Source organism: Streptomyces sp. NPDC036813 (assembly GCF_055609245.1).
In genome coordinates, this window is sequence record NZ_JBVJPV010000001.1 from 742924 (window position 1) to 759340 (window position 16417).

The 16417-nt window shown below is 73.3% G+C and carries 19 protein-coding genes and 1 tRNA gene; 15 read left to right on the forward strand and 5 right to left on the reverse strand.

Features of this window, described 5'->3' with window-relative positions:
* The first annotated feature begins 1 nt into the window (after nt 1).
* The 10 genes from ACZ67Q_RS03175 to ACZ67Q_RS03220 all read left to right on the forward strand — a co-directional run bounded on the left by ACZ67Q_RS03175 (nt 2) and on the right by ACZ67Q_RS03220 (nt 8499).
* Nucleotides 2-373: a DUF742 domain-containing protein gene (locus tag ACZ67Q_RS03175; protein WP_361629323.1), complete on the forward strand. Its 372-nt coding sequence runs from the start codon at nt 2-4 to the stop codon at nt 371-373.
* Nucleotides 351-1040, forward strand: coding sequence for a GTP-binding protein (locus ACZ67Q_RS03180; RefSeq protein ID WP_471175607.1), 690 nt, complete (start codon nt 351-353; stop codon nt 1038-1040). The genes ACZ67Q_RS03175 and ACZ67Q_RS03180 overlap by 23 nt, the downstream gene beginning before the upstream one ends.
* 64 nt (nt 1041-1104) lie before the next feature.
* A complete protein-coding gene (locus ACZ67Q_RS03185) occupies nt 1105-1665 on the forward strand; it encodes a GAF domain-containing protein (RefSeq protein WP_471175609.1) in 561 nt (186 codons plus the stop codon).
* A 237-nt stretch (nt 1666-1902) separates the two neighbouring features.
* Nucleotides 1903-2931, forward strand: a complete 1029-nt coding sequence (tdh, locus tag ACZ67Q_RS03190) for an L-threonine 3-dehydrogenase (RefSeq protein WP_471175611.1) — start codon at nt 1903-1905, stop codon at nt 2929-2931.
* Between the two features lie 46 nt (nt 2932-2977).
* Nucleotides 2978-4171: a glycine C-acetyltransferase gene (locus tag ACZ67Q_RS03195; protein WP_471175613.1), complete on the forward strand. Its 1194-nt coding sequence runs from the start codon at nt 2978-2980 to the stop codon at nt 4169-4171.
* A gap of 321 nt (nt 4172-4492) precedes the next feature.
* Entirely contained in the window at nt 4493-5395 is a 903-nt protein-coding gene (locus ACZ67Q_RS03200; protein ID WP_471175616.1) for a LysR family transcriptional regulator, read from the forward strand.
* 158 nt (nt 5396-5553) lie between these two features.
* Nucleotides 5554-6132, forward strand: a complete 579-nt coding sequence (locus ACZ67Q_RS03205) for a helix-turn-helix domain-containing protein (protein WP_471175618.1) — start codon at nt 5554-5556, stop codon at nt 6130-6132.
* Nucleotides 6129-6656: a GNAT family N-acetyltransferase gene (locus ACZ67Q_RS03210; RefSeq protein ID WP_471175620.1), complete on the forward strand. Its 528-nt coding sequence runs from the start codon at nt 6129-6131 to the stop codon at nt 6654-6656. Before ACZ67Q_RS03205 ends, ACZ67Q_RS03210 begins: the two co-directional genes overlap by 4 nt.
* 30 nt (nt 6657-6686) lie before the next feature.
* Complete coding sequence (locus ACZ67Q_RS03215; RefSeq protein WP_471175622.1) at nt 6687-7046, forward strand: MmcQ/YjbR family DNA-binding protein; 360 nt, start codon at nt 6687-6689, stop codon at nt 7044-7046.
* Nucleotides 7047-7227: 181 nt separating this feature from the next.
* Complete coding sequence (locus tag ACZ67Q_RS03220; protein WP_471176018.1) at nt 7228-8499, forward strand: MFS transporter; 1272 nt, start codon at nt 7228-7230, stop codon at nt 8497-8499.
* A gap of 141 nt (nt 8500-8640) precedes the next feature.
* Here the strand turns inward: ACZ67Q_RS03220 and ACZ67Q_RS03225 are convergent, their stop codons facing one another.
* Entirely contained in the window at nt 8641-9546 is a 906-nt protein-coding gene (locus ACZ67Q_RS03225; protein ID WP_471175624.1) for a transketolase family protein, read from the reverse strand.
* 38 nt (nt 9547-9584) lie between these two features.
* Nucleotides 9585-10289, reverse strand: coding sequence for a transketolase (locus ACZ67Q_RS03230; RefSeq protein ID WP_471175626.1), 705 nt, complete (start codon nt 10287-10289; stop codon nt 9585-9587).
* Between the two features lie 159 nt (nt 10290-10448).
* Between ACZ67Q_RS03230 and ACZ67Q_RS03235 the strand changes: the two genes are divergently transcribed.
* Nucleotides 10449-10522, forward strand: a tRNA-Pro gene (locus ACZ67Q_RS03235).
* Nucleotides 10523-10674: 152 nt separating this feature from the next.
* Here ACZ67Q_RS03235 and ACZ67Q_RS03240 read toward each other — a convergent pair.
* On the reverse strand, nt 10675-11772 hold the full coding sequence (locus ACZ67Q_RS03240; protein ID WP_471175628.1) for a glycosyltransferase family 2 protein: 1098 nt from the start codon (nt 11770-11772) through the stop codon (nt 10675-10677).
* A gap of 132 nt (nt 11773-11904) precedes the next feature.
* On the opposite strand from ACZ67Q_RS03240, the gene ACZ67Q_RS03245 reads away from it, so the two are divergent.
* The 4 genes from ACZ67Q_RS03245 (at nt 11905) to ACZ67Q_RS03260 (ending at nt 14730) form a co-directional block, all read left to right on the forward strand.
* On the forward strand, nt 11905-12561 hold the full coding sequence (locus tag ACZ67Q_RS03245; RefSeq protein ID WP_471175630.1) for a TetR/AcrR family transcriptional regulator: 657 nt from the start codon (nt 11905-11907) through the stop codon (nt 12559-12561).
* Nucleotides 12562-12815: 254 nt separating this feature from the next.
* Complete coding sequence (locus ACZ67Q_RS03250) at nt 12816-12992, forward strand: hypothetical protein (protein ID WP_469807993.1); 177 nt, start codon at nt 12816-12818, stop codon at nt 12990-12992.
* A gap of 71 nt (nt 12993-13063) precedes the next feature.
* Nucleotides 13064-13714 carry a class E sortase gene (locus ACZ67Q_RS03255; RefSeq protein WP_471175632.1) on the forward strand — a complete coding sequence of 217 codons (651 nt, stop codon included), beginning with the start codon at nt 13064-13066 and terminating at the stop codon, nt 13712-13714.
* Between the two features lie 65 nt (nt 13715-13779).
* Nucleotides 13780-14730 (forward strand): XdhC family protein, encoded by a 951-nt coding sequence (locus ACZ67Q_RS03260; RefSeq protein WP_471175634.1) that lies wholly within the window; start codon nt 13780-13782, stop codon nt 14728-14730.
* Between the two features lie 13 nt (nt 14731-14743).
* Here the strand turns inward: ACZ67Q_RS03260 and ACZ67Q_RS03265 are convergent, their stop codons facing one another.
* Nucleotides 14744-15271 carry an NUDIX hydrolase family protein gene (locus tag ACZ67Q_RS03265; RefSeq protein ID WP_361629075.1) on the reverse strand — a complete coding sequence of 176 codons (528 nt, stop codon included), beginning with the start codon at nt 15269-15271 and terminating at the stop codon, nt 14744-14746.
* 24 nt (nt 15272-15295) lie between these two features.
* A complete protein-coding gene (locus tag ACZ67Q_RS03270) occupies nt 15296-16417 on the reverse strand; it encodes an amidohydrolase family protein (protein ID WP_471176023.1) in 1122 nt (373 codons plus the stop codon).

Consider the following 16417-nt stretch of genomic DNA (forward strand, 5'->3'; position numbering starts at 1 on the left):
CGTGGCGGCGGCCGGGGAGGGACCCTGGCTCGACGACGCGGCAGGCCGGCTGGTGCGCCCCTTCACGGTGAGCAACGGCCGCACCCGACCCAGCGTCGCACTCGACCTGATGTCACAGGTGATGGCCACCGGGGCGACCCCCCTCGGCTATCTCGGCCCCGAACACGCACAGGCACTCGACCTGTGCCGGGCACCCGTCTCGGTGGCCGAGATCTCCGCCCACCTGAAGCTGCCGGCGGTGGTCACCAAGGTTCTGCTGTCCGACCTCGTGGACACCGGGGCGGTCACCACCAAACCCCCGGCGTACCACCACCAACCCACCGACCGGGCCCTACTGGAGGCAGTGCTCGATGGACTACGACGACAGCTCTGAGATGTCCTACGGCCGCTCCGGTCACGGCGGCCACCCCGAGTACCGCGGCAGCACGCCCACGTATCCGGGGCACGACGACGACGGCGGCGGCGACCCGTTCCCGACCGCGCTGAAGATCCTCGTCGCGGGCGGATTCGGGGTCGGCAAGACCACCTTCGTCGGCGCGGTCAGCGAGATCGCCCCGCTCAGCACCGAGGAGCTGCTCACGACCGTCAGCGCGGCGACGGACAGTCTCGAGGGCATCGAGAACAAGATGGAGACCACGGTCGCCATGGACTTCGGCCGCATCACCCTCGACTCCGAGCACGTGCTGTACCTGTTCGGCACTCCCGGGCAGGAGCGGTTCTGGTTCATGTGGGACGAACTGTGCGAGGGCGCCCTCGGCGCGGTCGTCCTCGCCGACACCCGGCGGCTGCAGGACTGCTTCGCCGCCGTCGACTTCTTCGAGGAGCGCGGCCTCGGCTTCATCGTCGCCGTCAACGAGTTCGACGGCGGCCACCGCTACGACCCCGAGGAGGTCCGCGCCGCCATCGACCTGGCCCCGGAGATCCCCGTCGTGCGCTGCGACGCCCGGATCTCCGCCTCCGGCGTGCAGACCCTGCTCACCCTCGTGCGCCACCTCATCGCCTACGCCCCCGTCGCCCCCGCCTCCACCCGCGGCGCCTGACAGGAGAGACCGTGACGCCCGAAGACCATCCCCTGAACCACCCCCGGACCGCTGGAGAACGGCCATGAGGTACGAGCCGCCGAGCCCCGTCGGCCGGCTGCTGCTCACCCCCGAGGACCGCGACGCGCCCGTCCGCGCCCGTCGGCTGCACCTGCTCGGCCTCGGGGACCGGCCCGAGCCCGCCCTCGACTCCTACGCCGGCCACCTCGCCGACCTCACCGGGGCGCCGTTCGGGATGGTCAACTTCCTCGGCGCGGACGCCCAGTTCTTCGCCGGACTGCACGCGCCGCCCCCGCCGCCGTGCGTGCCGGGCGAGCCGCCGCGCCCCGCCCTGGGCCGGGTCCTGCCCCGCGACCACGGCTACTGCCCGCACGTCGCCGTGCGCCGCCGCGCCCTGGCGCTGGAGGACGTCGCCGACTACCCGCGTTTCGCCGGCAACCCGGTCGTCGACGAGTACGGCATCCGCTCCTACCTCGGCGCCCCGCTCATCGACTCCACCGGAACCGTCCTCGGCACCGTGTGCGTCGCCGACCGCGCGCCCCGCGCCTGGGGCAAGGCCGGCCTGGAGACGATCAAGTCCGCGGCCGCCGACCTCGCGGGACGACTGGAACACGGTCTGGTGTGACGGCTCCACGACGCGTGTGCGCGGCCGGTGGGACGGCCCTGCCACCACAGGGACGCGGCCCGGTGTGACGACTGGACCGAAGGCGTGAAGGAAAGCTGAGCCGCCGCTTAAGAAAAGCTCGATGGACCCCGGCGTGCGCTATACGGCAGATTGCTGAACGCATTCCCATCCCTCTTCCCGCACGCGGGCTTCTTCGGCCTGCCCGCGCCCGGGCCCGAGCACCACAGGAGCCGTAGCGTGAAGGCGCTGGTCAAGGAGAAGGCGGAGCCCGGACTGTGGCTCACGGACGTGCCGGAGCCGGCCATCGGCCCCGGGGACGTCCTGATCAAGGTGCTGCGCACCGGCATCTGCGGCACCGACCTGCACATCCGCGCCTGGGACGGCTGGGCGCAGCAGGCGATCGACACCCCGCTGGTCCTCGGGCACGAGTTCGTCGGCGAGGTGGTGGAGACCGGCCGCGCCGTCGCCGACATCGCCGTAGGCGACCGGGTCAGCGGCGAGGGCCACCTGGTGTGCGGCAAGTGCCGCAACTGCCTGGCCGGCCGCCGGCACCTGTGCCGGGCCACCGTCGGCCTCGGTGTCGGGCGCGACGGCGCGTTCGCGGAGTACGTCGCGCTGCCCGCGTCCAACGTGTGGGTGCACCGCGTCCCCGTCGACCTCGACGTCGCCGCGATCTTCGACCCCTTCGGCAACGCCGTGCACACCGCGCTGTCCTTCCCGCTCGTCAACGAGGACGTGCTCATCACCGGCGCCGGCCCGATCGGCCTGATGGCCGCCGCCGTCGCCAAGCACGCCGGGGCCCGCCACGTCGTCATCACCGACGTCAGCGACGAGCGCCTGGAGCTGGCGCGGAAGATCGGGGTGAGCCTCGCCCTGAACGTGGCGCGGGAGCAGATCGCCGACGGGCAGCGCGAGCTGGGCCTGCGCGAGGGGTTCGACATCGGCCTGGAGATGTCCGGCCGGCCCGAGGCGCTGCGCGACATGATCGCCAACATGACGCACGGCGGCCGTATCGCCATGCTCGGCCTGCCCGCCGAGGAGTTCCCGGTCGACTGGGCCCGGATCGTCACCTCGATGATCACCATCAAGGGGATCTACGGCCGGGAGATGTTCGAGACCTGGTACGCGATGTCGGTGCTGCTGGAGGGCGGCCTCGACCTCGCCCCCGTGATCACCGGCCGCTACGGCTACCGCGACTTCGAGGCGGCGTTCGCGGACGCCGCGAGCGGCAAGGGCGGCAAGGTCATCCTCGACTGGACCGCCTGACCCCGCCCCGGCCTCTTCCCCGCGAGTACTCCTAGGAGCATTGACGATGTTCGAATCCGTGCGCGACGACCTGCGTACCACCCTCGACGAGATCCGCGCCGCCGGTCTGCACAAGCCCGAGCGGGTCATCGACACCCCGCAGTCCGCGACCGTCAACGTCACCGCCGGCGGCCGCCCCGGCGAGGTCCTCAATTTCTGCGCCAACAACTACCTCGGCCTCGCCGACCACCCCGAGGTCGTCGCCGCCGCCCACGCGGCCCTGGACCGCTGGGGCTACGGCATGGCCTCGGTGCGCTTCATCTGCGGCACCCAGGAGGTCCACAAGGAGCTGGAGGCGCGCCTCGCGGCGTTCCTCGGCCAGGAGGACACGATCCTGTACTCCTCCTGCTTCGACGCCAACGGCGGTGTCTTCGAGACGCTGCTCGGCGAGGAGGACGCCGTCATCTCCGACGCCCTCAACCACGCCTCCATCATCGACGGCATCCGCCTGTCCAAGGCCCGCCGCTTCCGTTACGCCAACCGTGACCTGGAGGACCTGGAGCGCCAGCTGAAGGAGGCGTCCGGCGCGCGTCGCCGCCTGATCGTCACCGACGGCGTCTTCTCCATGGACGGCTATGTGGCGCCGCTGGCCGAGATCTGCGACCTCGCGGACCGCTACGACGCCATGGTCATGGTCGACGACTCGCACGCCGTCGGCTTCGTCGGCCCCACCGGCCGCGGCACGCCCGAACTGCACGGTGTGATGGACCGCGTCGACATCATCACCGGCACCCTGGGCAAGGCCCTCGGCGGCGCCTCCGGCGGTTACGTCGCCGCCCGTGCCGAGATCGTCGCCCTGCTGCGCCAGCGCTCGCGGCCGTACCTGTTCTCCAACACGCTCGCCCCGGTGATCGCGGCGGCCTCGCTGAAGGTCCTCGACCTGCTGGAGTCGGCGGACGACCTGCGGGTGCGGCTGAACGAGAACACGGCCCTGTTCCGCCGCCGGATGACCGAGGAGGGCTTCGACATCCTCCCCGGCGACCACGCCATCGCCCCCGTGATGATCGGTGACGCGGCCGTCGCCGGCCGGATGGCCGAGCTGCTGCTGGAGCGCGGCGTGTACGTGATCGGCTTCTCCTACCCGGTCGTCCCGCAGGGCGCGGCGCGCATCCGCGTGCAGCTGTCCGCCGCGCACTCGACCGAGGACGTGAACCGGGCGGTGGACGCGTTCGTGGCGGCGCGGGCGGAACTGGGCGCCTGACCTGACCTGACCTGACCGGTCCGGCCTTGACCTGACCGGTCCGGGCCGGGCTGGTTCGGGTGGACCTGGTCGGTGGGGTTGCGGCCCCGCCGGCTCGTCGGTCCCGGACCTGGTCGGTCCGGTCCCGACGCGGCGGGTCCGGTCGGGGCCCGGCGGGTTCGGGCGGACTGGTCGGTGTGTGGCTCCGGCCCCGCCGGTCGTCGGTCCCGACCAGGCCGGTCAGGGCCAGATTCGGTCGGTCCGGTGCGGTCCCGGCCGGTCGCGTTGCGGCCTGACCGGTGTGGCCCCGGCCTGCCCGGCCGACCTGAGACAATCGATTCCGTGATCGAAGCGCGGCGGCTCCACATCCTCCGTGCGGTGGCCGACCACCGCACGGTGACAGCGGCTGCCGCCGCCCTGTACCTCACCCCGTCGGCGGTCTCCCAGCAGCTCACCGCGCTGGAGCAGGAGACCGGTCACCGCCTGGTCGAGCGCGGCGCCAAGGGCGTACGGCTCACCCCGGCCGGGGAGATCCTGCTCAGCCACACCAACGCCGTCCTCGCCCAGCTGGAGCGGGCCGAGGCGGAACTCGCCGCCTACGGCTCCGGGCAGGCCGGCACGGTCACCGTCGCCGCCTTCGCCACCGGCATCGCGCTGGTCGTCGCGCCCGCGGTGGCCCGGCTCGCCGGGACGGCCCCCGGCATCCGCATCCGCGTCCAGGACGCCGAGGGCGACGCCAGCCTGCCGATGGTGCTGGACCGACAGGTCGACGTGGCGGTCGCCGTCGAGTACCGCGGGGCGCCGCCCGCCGACGACCCCCGCCTCACCCACATGCCGCTCTACGCGGAGCCGTTCGACGCGGTCGTCCCGGTCAGCCACCGCCTCGCCGACGCCGTCGAGGTCCCCCTCGCCGACCTGGCCAAGGACCCCTGGATCGGCCCCTACCCCGGCAACCCCTGCCACGACGTGGTCGTCCTGGCCTGCGAGCACGCCGGCTTCCAGCCCCGCCTGGAGCACTCCTCCGACGACTTCCGCGCGGTCGTCGCCCTCGCCGCGGCCGACGCGGGGGTGGCCCTCGTGCCGCGCTCCGCGCTGCGCGGCATGGACCTCACCGGCGTCGTCGTCCGCCCGGTCGACGGCGCACCACCGACCCGGCGCGTCTTCGCCGCCGTACGCCGGGGCGCGGAGGAGCACCCGCTGATCCGCCCGGTACTGGACGCGCTGGGCGAGGCGGCCGACACCTGAGGCCGGACCGAGGCCGGACTGACTCAGGCACCCGTCGGACCTGAGGCACGCGCCCGGCGAACCTGAGACAGGCAGCCGCCGGACCTGAAGTACGCGCCCGTCCGACGCGTGAGGCATCCGTAACACTGCCGTCTCATATTCGGGATAGCGTCCCGGATATGAGAACCGAGGAGAGTCCTCCGGAGTCGATAGACCTGCGCCTCGCCGGGCGCCTGGCCGAGCTGCGGGCCGAGCAGGGCTGGTCGCTGGGGGAGCTGGCGGAGCGCAGCGGGGTCAGCCGGTCGACGCTGTCGCGGGCGGAGCGCGCCGAGACCAGCCCCACCGCCGCCCTGCTGAACCGGCTGTGCAACGTCTACGGCCGGACCATGTCCCAGTTGCTCAGTGAGGTCGAGGCGGAGCCCGCCCCGCTGCTGCGGGCCGCCGACCAACCGGTGTGGGAGGACCGGGACTCCGGCTTCGTCCGGCGTTCCGTGTCCCCGCCGCACACCGGGCTGCGCGGCGAACTCGTCGAGGGCCGCCTCGCCGCCGGCGCCGACCTCGCCTACGACCGACCGCCCGTCACCGGTCTGGAACAGCACATCTGGGTGCTGGAGGGCGCGCTGGAGGTCACCGTCCAGGACGTCACGCACCGGCTCGCGACCGGTGACTGCCTGCGGATGCGGGTGTGGGGGGCGACGCGGTTCCGGTGCGCGGACGACACCGGCGTGCGCTATCTGCTGGCGGTGGTGCGGCCGTGAGACGTCTCGAAGCCCCGGAAGTCCTCGCCGCCTCCGCGGAGTTGGCGGAACTGCTGGTCGACACCGTGGCCGGCGGTGCCTCCGTCGGCTTCCTCGGGACCCTGGCACCGGCCGAGGCCGCCGCGTGGTGGCGGCAGCGCGCGCAGGCGGTGGCCGCCGGACGGCTCACGGTGTGGGTGGCGTACGACGCGGGCCGGCCGGTCGCCACCGTGAGCCTCGCCCTGCCCGACAAGCCCAACAGCCGCCACCGTGCGGAGATCGTCAAGCTGATGGTCCACCGCGCCGCGCGCGGCCGCGGACTCGGCCGCGCCTTGCTGGCCACCGCCGAGGCGGCGGCCGTCGCGGCCGGGATCACCCTGCTGCACCTGGACACCGAGACCAACAGTCCCGCCGAGTCCCTGTACCGCTCGGCCGGGTGGACGCGCGCCGGGACGATCCCCGACTACGCGGCCGGCCCCGACGGCGTTCTGCGGCCGACGACCCTGTACTACAAGCAGGTCGGAGCGGTCGGCGCCGAAGGGTGAGTGTCAGTGGCGGCGGCTACGGTTCCTGCCATGCCGGATGCCGAAGACGTACGCCGTGTCGCGCTGTCCCTGCCGGACACGACGGAGAAGACCGCCTGGAGCATGCCCACGTTCCGGGTCGCGGGGAAGATGTTCGCCACGCTGCCGGAGGACGAGAGCTCCATGGCGGTGCGCTGCCCGAAGGAGGAGCGCGACGAACTCGTGCTGGCCGAACCCGAGAAGTTCTGGATCGCCGGACACGAGGCACAGTTCGCCTGGATCCGGGTCAGGCTCCGGGCGCTGGAGGACGAGCGTGAGCTGCGCGACATCCTCGCCGACTCCTGGCGCCAGGCGGCACCGACCCGACTCCTGGAGTCCTACCCGGAGTTGGGGCAGCCGGCCCCGGAATGACCGGGGGGTGGAAATTCCCGTGGCGTTGTCAGCGCCTGATGGCATGATCCGACGGCAGTGACGGCAGCCGGAGTGGAGGGGGCTCCGGCTGCCACGGGACACCGGGAGGGGAGGGCCTCGGGTGGGTGACACCGGGAGCGCCGGGGGAGGCGCGGGAGGGGTCGGTGACTCCGGAGCCGCGGTGGTGAGCGGCGGGGGAGGGGTGTGGTCGCGGGACTTCGCGCTGTTCTTCGTGGCGCGGGCCGTGGCCCGGCTCGGTGACACCATGCTGCCGGTCGCCCTCGCCGCGGGGCTGCTGGAGCGCGGATACGGAGCGGGCGCGGTCGGTCTCGCGATGGCCGCGACCGCCGCCGCGTTCGCCGGGCTCGTCGTCTTCGGCGGGGTCATCGCGGACCGCTTCTCCACTCGCAAGCTGATGATCGGCGCCGACCTGGTCCGGCTCGGCACTCAGTCGCTGGCCGCCGCCCTGTTCTTCGCCGACCACGTGGTGCTGTGGGAGATCTGCGCCATCGGGTTCGCGGGCGGTGTCGCGGGCGCCGTCTTCCAGCCAGGCGTGGCCAGTACCGTGCCCCGGCTCGCCGCCGACATCCAGGGCGCCAACGGCGCCATCCGCATCGCCGAGTCCGCCGCGCAACTCGCCGGCCCCGCGCTCGCCGGTCTGCTCGTCGGTTTCGCCTCCCCGGGCGGTGTGTTCGCGGCGCATGCCGCCACCTACGCCATCAGCGCCCTGTGCCTGCTGCTGATCCGGATGCCCCCGCTCGCGCACGGCGAGCGCCCGGTCCGGCGGGGCGCCCGCGCCTTCCGCGCCGACCTCGTCGAGGGCTGGCACGAGTTCCGGGCGCGCACCTGGCTGTGGGGGGTGATCGCCGTCTGGTGTCTGTACATGATCGCCGTGTGGGGACCCAGCGTGCCGCTGGTCGCCGCCGAGGTGGTGCAGCACCACGGGCCGCGCGCCTACGGCCTGGTCAACTCCGCCCTCGGCGCCGGCACCGTCGTCGGCGGCCTGCTCGCGCTGCGGCTGCGCCCGCGCCGCATGCTGCGCGCCGGGGCGATCGCGCTGTTCGGCTTCGTCGCCTTCCCGGCGAGCGTCGGCGCGGGCCTCGGCGTGCCCGCCATGGCGGCCGGGGCCGCGGTCGCCGGGGCCGCGATGTCGTTCTGGGGCGTGATGTGGGCGACCAGCGTGCAGACCCAGGTCCCGGCCGACGTCCTCAACCGCATCCACGCCTACGACGTCGCCGGCTCCCTCGCGATGATGCCCGTCGGCCAGGCCCTGGCCGGCCCCGCCGCCTCGGCGGTGGGCGCCGACCATGTGCTCCTGGTCTCCGCGGCGACCAGCGTCGTCGTCGCCCTCGCGCTGCTGTCCGTGCCCGCGATACGCGACCTGGTCCGCGCCGACGCGACCCCGCGGCGCGGAACGGCGATACCGCGGCCGACGCGGACGGAACGCGGCTGACTCAGTGCGGGGCCGACGCGGAGGGAACGCGGCTGACTCAGTGCGGGGCCGACGCGGACGGAACGCGGCTGGCTCAGCGCGCGGCCGGTGCGGACGGAACACGCTGACTCACCCGGGCCGGAGTGAACGCACACGGCGGGCTCATCCGGCCGGCCGCAGGAACCCGGCGATCCGCTCCCGCAGCGAAGCGGCGTCAAGGCCGTGCGCAGCCACGTGCTCCTCGACGGTCCCATAGCGCCGCAGCTCGCGCCGCCCCACGCCGAGCCCCAGCACCCGGTGCGGCAGGTCGGCCAGGGCGTCGTTCGCCGCGGCCGTCGAGGTGCCCGCAAGATACGGCTCGACCAGGACGACGTCCGGCCGGGCCGCGTCGGCCGCCCGGCGCAGGGCCGCCGTGTCGAAGGGCCGCACGGTCGTCGCGTACAGCACGGTCACATCGAGGCCCTCGGTCGCCTCCAGCACGGCGTCGAGCATCGGCCCCACGGCGACGACGACGCCCGCCCGGCCCTCCCGCAGGGTCAGGAACCGTTTCCCGTCGACGGGCCGGCCCTGGGCGTTCGCCTGCACCGACAGCCGCACGTACACCTTGTCGTCGCCGGCCGCGACGGCGTGCCGCAGCAGGGTCTCGGCCTCGTCGGGGTGGCCGGGAACGTGCACGGTCCAGCCGTCCAGCGTGTCCAGCAGCGCGACGTCCCCCGGTGCCATGTGGGTGAACCCGCCCGCCGGCCAGTCGAAGGAGGCGGCCGCGCTCACCAGCACGGCGCCGAGCCCCTGGTGCCCGAGGTCCAGTTTCACCTGCTCGAAGGGCCGTTCCACCAGAAAGCTGGCGAAAGTGTGCAGCACCGGCCGCAGCCCGGTCAGCGCCAGTCCGGCGCCCGCACCGACCAGAAGCTGTTCGCGGATGCCGACGTTGACCACCCGGTCCGGGTGGCGGCGCGTCGCCTCGGCGAAACCGTCCTTGCCGATCTCGGCGAGCACGACGGCGACCCGCGGATCCTCGTCCAGCAGCCGGGTGAGTACAGGGGCGAACCGCTCGCGCATGGTCTCCATGAGAAAAGCTCTTCCTTCCGGGTCGGAGGGGGTCGGGATCAGGCGAACTTGGGCTCGACACGGGCGACCACGACGTGCGGGCGCCCCGGATGGGGTGCGGTGAACGCGGCGTACAGCGCGTCGTGGTCGCGGCCGTCCACGGTCACCGCCGACCAGCCGGCCGCCTCGAAGCGGGCCGCGATCCCGCCGGGCCGGGCGTGGCTGGCGGAGGCGTTGTCGATCACGACCGTGTGCAGCCGGTCGAGACCGGCCGGCCCGGCGAACGCGATCGCCTCGTGGTTGCTGCCCTCGTCCAGCTCGGCGTCCCCGATCAGCACCCACACCGCCGGATCGGGCAGCCGCCGCGCGCGCAGCCCCAGCGCGGCGCCGACGGCGATCGGCAGCCCGTGCCCGAGCGAGCCGCTGCCGATCTCGGCGCCCGGCACGAGCATCCGGTCCGGGTGGTGCCCGAGCCGCGAGTCGTACGACCCGAAGCCGGTCAGCCACTCCACCGGCACGAATCCCTTCGCGGCCAGCACCGCGTAGTACGCCATCGGCCCGTGCCCCTTGGACAGCAGGAACCGGTCCCGCGCCGGGTCCTCGAGCCGGTCCGGTGCGACCCGCAGCACCCGGTCGTACAGGACCCACAGAGCGTCCAGCGTGGACGTGGCGGCCGGCCCGTGCTTCTCGTCGCCGGTCATCAGCCCCATGAGTGCGGGCAGGTCGGCGTAGCCGTACCCGTGAACTTCCTCCGTGATCGTCATGCCGACGAGCGTGCAACCTCAAGCAGGCTTGAGGTCAAGGCCGCCCTTCGGTGGCTCTCATGCGGCGGCCCGCCGGAAAGGGGCGCGCGACCACCGACGCGAGTGCGGTATTGTTTCCCTGTCCGTACGGCCAGGGGAAACCCCAGGTCAGGCGGGCAACGGGACGTGGCGCAGCTTGGTAGCGCACTTGACTGGGGGTCAAGGGGTCGCAGGTTCAAATCCTGTCGTCCCGACTTCGCGAAGTCGCGAGTCGGAGGCTGTTTCGGCGAGACGCCGAAGCGGCCTCCTGTGTGTTCCCGGCAACCGGCCCGTCCATCGCTCGGCAACCGCCCCGTTTTTCGCCCGGCAAGCGATCGGCCGCCGCCCACCCGGCGACGACCCCCGCCTACCAGGTGCGGTTCCGGCGCAGCGCCGACTCCGCCAGCGCCCGGATGTGCACTCCCTGCAGGAACAGGTCGTAGAACCATTCGGGCAGGACCAGCATCGAGGTGGCCGCCACCCGCCATCCCCGGGCTTTCACGGTGATCGCGCGCTCGATGGCGTAGAACCCGGTGAGGGCCAGCCAGAACGGCGCGATGTGCACGCCGGCTCCGGTGGCCAGGTACCACAGGACGGCCCCGATGTAGATGGCGGACACGGCCGTGCCCAGCAGGGCGACCAGCTGTCTGCCCCACCCTTCGCAGGTGTGGCGCGTGAGCCCGTAGTCGAACAGGTTCTCCAGCGCTCCGCGCTTCCAGCGCAGTCTCTGCCGGGCGAGGTCCCCCCAGGTCGGCATGACCTCCGTCGTCATGGTGGCGCGGGAGGGGACGACCACGCGCCAGCCGCGGTGTTTGAGGGCGAGGGTGAGCTCGTTGTCCTCGGTCAGCACCTTGGTGTCGTAGACGCCGTTCGCAGCCGGGAGCTGCCCGTCGCGGCGGGCGGCCAGGATGTCTCTCAACGCCGCCACCCGGAACAGGCAGGCGGTGCCCGTCAGGCAGAGAACCCTTCCGCGCTTGCGTGCGGTGTCCCGGGCGTACCGGGCGTATTCGTTGCGCTGGAACGCGCCGCACAGTCCACCGCCCGCCCGGCCGCGGAAGTTGCCGCCCACGGCGCCGTAGCCCTGGCACAGTCTGGCGTGCGTCACCTCGATGAAGTGAGGATCGAGGTAGGTGTCTGCGTCCTGGATCAGCACCGCGTCGTCGTCGGCGAGGTCGGGCAGCAGTTCGCCCAGCGCGCCGTTGAGATTTCCGGCCTTCTTGTGCCGGTTGCCGGCCGAGTGCCGCACCTCTGCGCCCGCGCGGCCGGCGATGCGCTCCAGCTCGGCCGTCGTCCGCGGGTCCCGGTAGGGATCGAGGGTGACGATCACCCGGTCCGCGGGACGCGTCTGCCGGCTGAGCGCGTCGAGCACGCGCGGCAGCGAGTCGACTTCCTTGTAGGCGGGCACGACCACCACCACCTGATGTGCGGCGCCGGTGACAAGGCGGTGACCCTCGGTGCGAGACATGACGTCCGCCCTCCGTCGAGCAGAACCGGATGGGTTCAGATATGTATGTTTACGACGTATACGTACACTATGGAACGAGGGGGGTGCGCGGTCAACGCGAGCGCGATGCGCCGAGGGTCGTGGAGGTGCGGGATGGCGCCCACGGGACGGGGTGGCGGGTACGGCCGGCTGAGCCGGCACCGCATGCTGCTCGGCGCCCTGGAGCTGGTGGACCGGGAGGGGCTCGCCGCGCTGAGCATGCGCCGTCTGGGTGCCGAACTCGGCGTGGAGGCGATGGCCCTCTACCGGCACGCGGCGAGCAAGGACGAGCTCCTCGACGGGCTGATCGAGGAGCTGCACCGTGAACGGGAGGAGCGCCGGGCCGCCGAGGGCGAGCCGGACGCGCCGGACGGGACGGAGCCCTGGCGCGCCGGTCTGCACCGCATCGCACGGACGACGTACGAGATCTGCCGGGACCACCCCCGGGCCGCACCCCTGCTGACCACCCGGGTGCTGGAGGTGCCGCTCGCCCGCCGGCCGCCCGCCGTCCTCAAGGAGCACATGGCGGTCCTCGCCCGGCTGCGGGAAGCCGGGCTCGACGAGCGCCGCATCCCCGTCGTCTTCCGCGCCTGCCTCACCTGGATCCACGGCTATCCGGCGGTGGATCTGTGCCTCATGGAGCCACCGGAGGAACTGCCCGAACTCCGGGCCACGGCCGCCGAGCCGGGCGGTCCGGCCGGGCTCGCCGTCGGTCTCGACGCGCTGCTCGACCGCCTCGTCGGGCCGGCCGGGTCGCAGAGTCAGGTTTAGACGCCGCTGCGGTTGACGTGGGCGGCACACGGAGAGAGGGTTGTATGTATACGGCGTAAACAGGCGCCGATACGGCGTAAACAAGCGCCGTTGCGGCGGGACCGGGCGCCGTCGGCACATCCCTTACGAAAGCGCGCGTATTCCACGCACCGGGATTTCCTCTCGGCGTGCTTTTGCTTTCCCCGATCGTCCTTGTACTCGGTGCAGCCGTCCGTCTGCGGTATGGGCCGCTGCGCGTGCGAAAGGAGCACCTCATGGCGGATTACACAGGCGCAGGAACCGCGGCCTCCGCCGGCGTCGGCGCAGGCGTCCTGCCCGTCACCGGCGGGGTGGACAGCATCTGGTTCTGGGTCGTGATGTTCGTCCTCGTCTCGGCGGGATTCGCCGTTCTGCGGCTGGTTCCGCGCCGGGCGCACGACGACGACACCTAGCGCATCGCCGGCCCACCCCGAGGCGGGGCCGCCTGCCCGCGGCCCCGCCAAGACGCCGAGGACGAGGCACCATGCGGACACTGATCCGTCTGTTGGGTTTCGGCCTGATCCTTGCCGGTCTGCTGGTCGCAGGTCTCGCCCTGTACCAGAACCGGCAGCACGAGGAGGTCTACGGCCGGGCCCAGCGCGACCTGCGCGCACAGCTCGCGCAGCCCTCGGCCGGGCACGACGAGCCGGCCGTCGCCACCGGGACACCACGGACGCGGACGGAGCCGGACCCCGGGGACGGAACCGCGCTCGCGGTCCTGCGCATCCCGAGATTCGGCGCCGCGTACCACCCGGTGATCGTCGAGGGCGTCACTCCGAACGATCTCGCCGAGGGACCGGGGCACTATCCGGGCTCCGCCATGCCCGGCGAGGTCGGCAACTTCGCGGTCGCCGGTCACCGGACGGGCTGGGGCGAGCCGTTCCGGAGGCTGAACACGCTGGTGCGCGGCGACGCACTCGTCGTCGCCTGGCGCGGGCGGACGTACACCTACCGCGTCACCGGCACCAGGACGGTGGAGCCGACGGACGTCGGTGTCGTCCTGCCGGTCCCGAACCGGCCCGGGGTCACGCCCGACCGGGCCCGCATCACCCTCACCACGTGCGCGGACCGCGACCCGCTGACCCGCGCCTACACGCACCGCCTCATCGTGTGGGGAGAGCTGGACCGTCACTGACATACGTTCCTCCGCGCTCCCGGGCCGAGTAGCCTGGCCCGCGAGCCGACAGGGAGGGCGCGGTCATGCGTGAACTTGCGGACACGGCGCGGCAGTGGGTCGCGGAGGGACGGGCCGGAGTGCTCGCCCGGCCACTGAGCGAGCGGGGGTTCGGGCCCAAGCGGCCGGCGGACGCGCTGCTGATCGACGCGGCCGGCCGCTGCCACGGCTCCCTGTACCGGGGCGCCTTCGACCGGCTCGTCGCCGACGAGGCCGCCGCGCTCACCGCCGCCGGCCGCACCGCCCGGGTGTGCGCGGTGGCCGTCCACGCCGACGAGGTCCACCAGGCGCGGCTGACCTGCGGCGGCCAGGCCGAGATCCTGCTCCAGCCGTTGTCCGCCCTGCCCGCCCGCTGGTGGGACCTGCTCGCCGACGGCGCCGACGCCGCCCTGCTCACCCGCCTCGACGCGTCCCGCAACGAGGCCGTCAGCCGCGTGGCGGACGCCGACGCCGACGCCGCCGACTCCGACGCCGTCGCGCGGGCCCGCGCCCTGCTGCACCGGCACCGGGCCGGGCGCGAGGTCCTGCCGGGCGGCGAGGGCGTCGTCCTCATCGAGGTCTGCCCGGCCGTTCCGCACCTGGTGATCGTCGGCGCGGGCGAACTGGCCGAGCTGCTCCAGGCGCAGGCCCGGCTGCTGGACTGGCACGCCACCGCGACGGAGGACCTGGAGCGCGCCCGCGCACTGCTGGCCGCCCGCCCGGCCGCCGCCTGCCTGATCGTCCTCAGCCACGAGCCCGACGTCGACGTGCCGGTGCTGCACACCGCGCTGGCCTCCGGCGTCCCGTACGTCGGCGCGCTCGGTTCCCGGCACACCCAGGAGCGGCGCACCGCGGCCCTGCTGGACGCGGGCCTGGCCAAGGAGCGGCTGAGCGACATCCACGGCCCGATCGGCCTCGACCTCGGCGCGCGCACCCCGGCCGAGACGGCCCTGGCGATCTGCGGAGAGGTCCTCGCGGCCCTCTCCGGAAAGCCCTGACGAACGCCGGATGTCAGTGCGGCAGGCCCAGGTGCGCCAGGGCCTGGCGGAGCAGAAAGCCGTGGCCGCCCGGCATCTCGCTCTGCACGCCCGGCGAGGCCGCCTCGTGCGGGTCGAACCAGACCAGGTCCAGGGCGTCCTGGCGCGGCCGGCAGTCCCCGGTCACCGGCACCACGTAGGCGAGTGACACCGCGTGCTGCCGGGGGTCGTGGTACGGCGTGATGCCCTGCGTGGGGAAGTACTCGGCCACCGTGAAGGGCTGCAGCGAGGCCGGGATGCGGGGCAGCGCCACCGGCCCGAGGTCCTTCTCCAGGTGCCGCAGCAGGGCGTCGCGGACCCGCTCGTGGTGCAGGACCCGGCCGGAGACCAGTGTCCGGCTGACCGTTCCGTCCGGCCCGATGCGCAGCAGCAGGCCGATGCTGGTGACTTCGCCGCTGTCGTCGACCCGGACGGGGACGGCCTCCACGTACAGGATCGGCATGCGCGCCCGCGCCTGCTCCAGCTCGTCGGAGGACAGCCAACCGGGCGTGGTTTCGGTCATGTCAGACATTGCTTGATCATACTTTCAGGAGGGACCGGAAAGGCGGTAGACCTGGCGGGCGTTGTGTGCTCCCGCCCACTCGGCGATACGCAGCGCGTCCGGCAGGCTCATCTCGTCGGCGGCCACCCGCGCGTCCAGCAGCTCGGCCAGCCCCCGCCGGAAGGCCAGCGCCCCGAGGGCGTAGAACTCGGCCACACCGCAGGCGTCGGAGCTGTACAGCAGCTTGCGGAACGGTGTGATCTCCAGGGCCTCGGCCAGCACCGCACGCGCGCGGGCCGGGCCGACGTGGTGCAGGGTGAGGCCGACGTCCAGGTGGACCTGCTCGAACACCGCGGCCAGATACGCGGCCTGCCGCTGGTAGGGCCAGCAGTGCAGGAGCAGGACCGGGATCGTGCCGGCGGTCAGATGCAGCCAGTCGGTCAGCAGCGCCGGGTCCGAGCGGTGCAACCGCAGATCGTTGTCGCCGAAGCCGACGTGCAACTGGAGCGGCAGCCCCAGGTCGACGGCCGTCCACAGCAGGTGCCGTACCAGCACCGGGTCGGCGAGCCGGCCGCCGTGCGTCAGCCAGGCCGCGGCCGCGGCGGTGACCTCCGCGTCCGTGGGGCGGGCCGGGTCCAGCGCGAAACCGGTGCGGTAGGCCGCGACCGACTTCACCGCCACCACGCCCGGCCGCCGCACGGCCTCGAGGGCGGCCGCGCGGAACGCGCCGGCGTACGCCCCCGCCTCCACACCGCGCGCGGCCACCGCTTCGGCGACCGACTCCAGCCGCACCACCTCGTACGCCACCGACGCTCCGGCCGCCTCGGCGGGGCCGACGGATCCGGGGGGCGCGAAACCGGTGTCGACGCAGTACGCCTCCGTGTGCGCGGCGGCGAGGAAGCGCCGGTTCACCTCCCGCGCGCCCAATTCGACACGACGCGCCAGATACTCCTCGGCCGGGGCGTGCCGTTCCAGATCCAGCAGGGGAGCGCAGTACCGGCGTACGGCGAGCCCGACCGGTGTGTCGAAGGACGACATCCCGGGCCAGCGCTCGCCCTCGGTGAGCAGCGCCTCGAAGCCGGCCCGGTCCAGGTCGGTCGCGACGACGCCGTGGCAGTGGTGGTCCACCAGCGGCAGCGCGGCGAGCGCGTCGGCGACGGCGCCCAT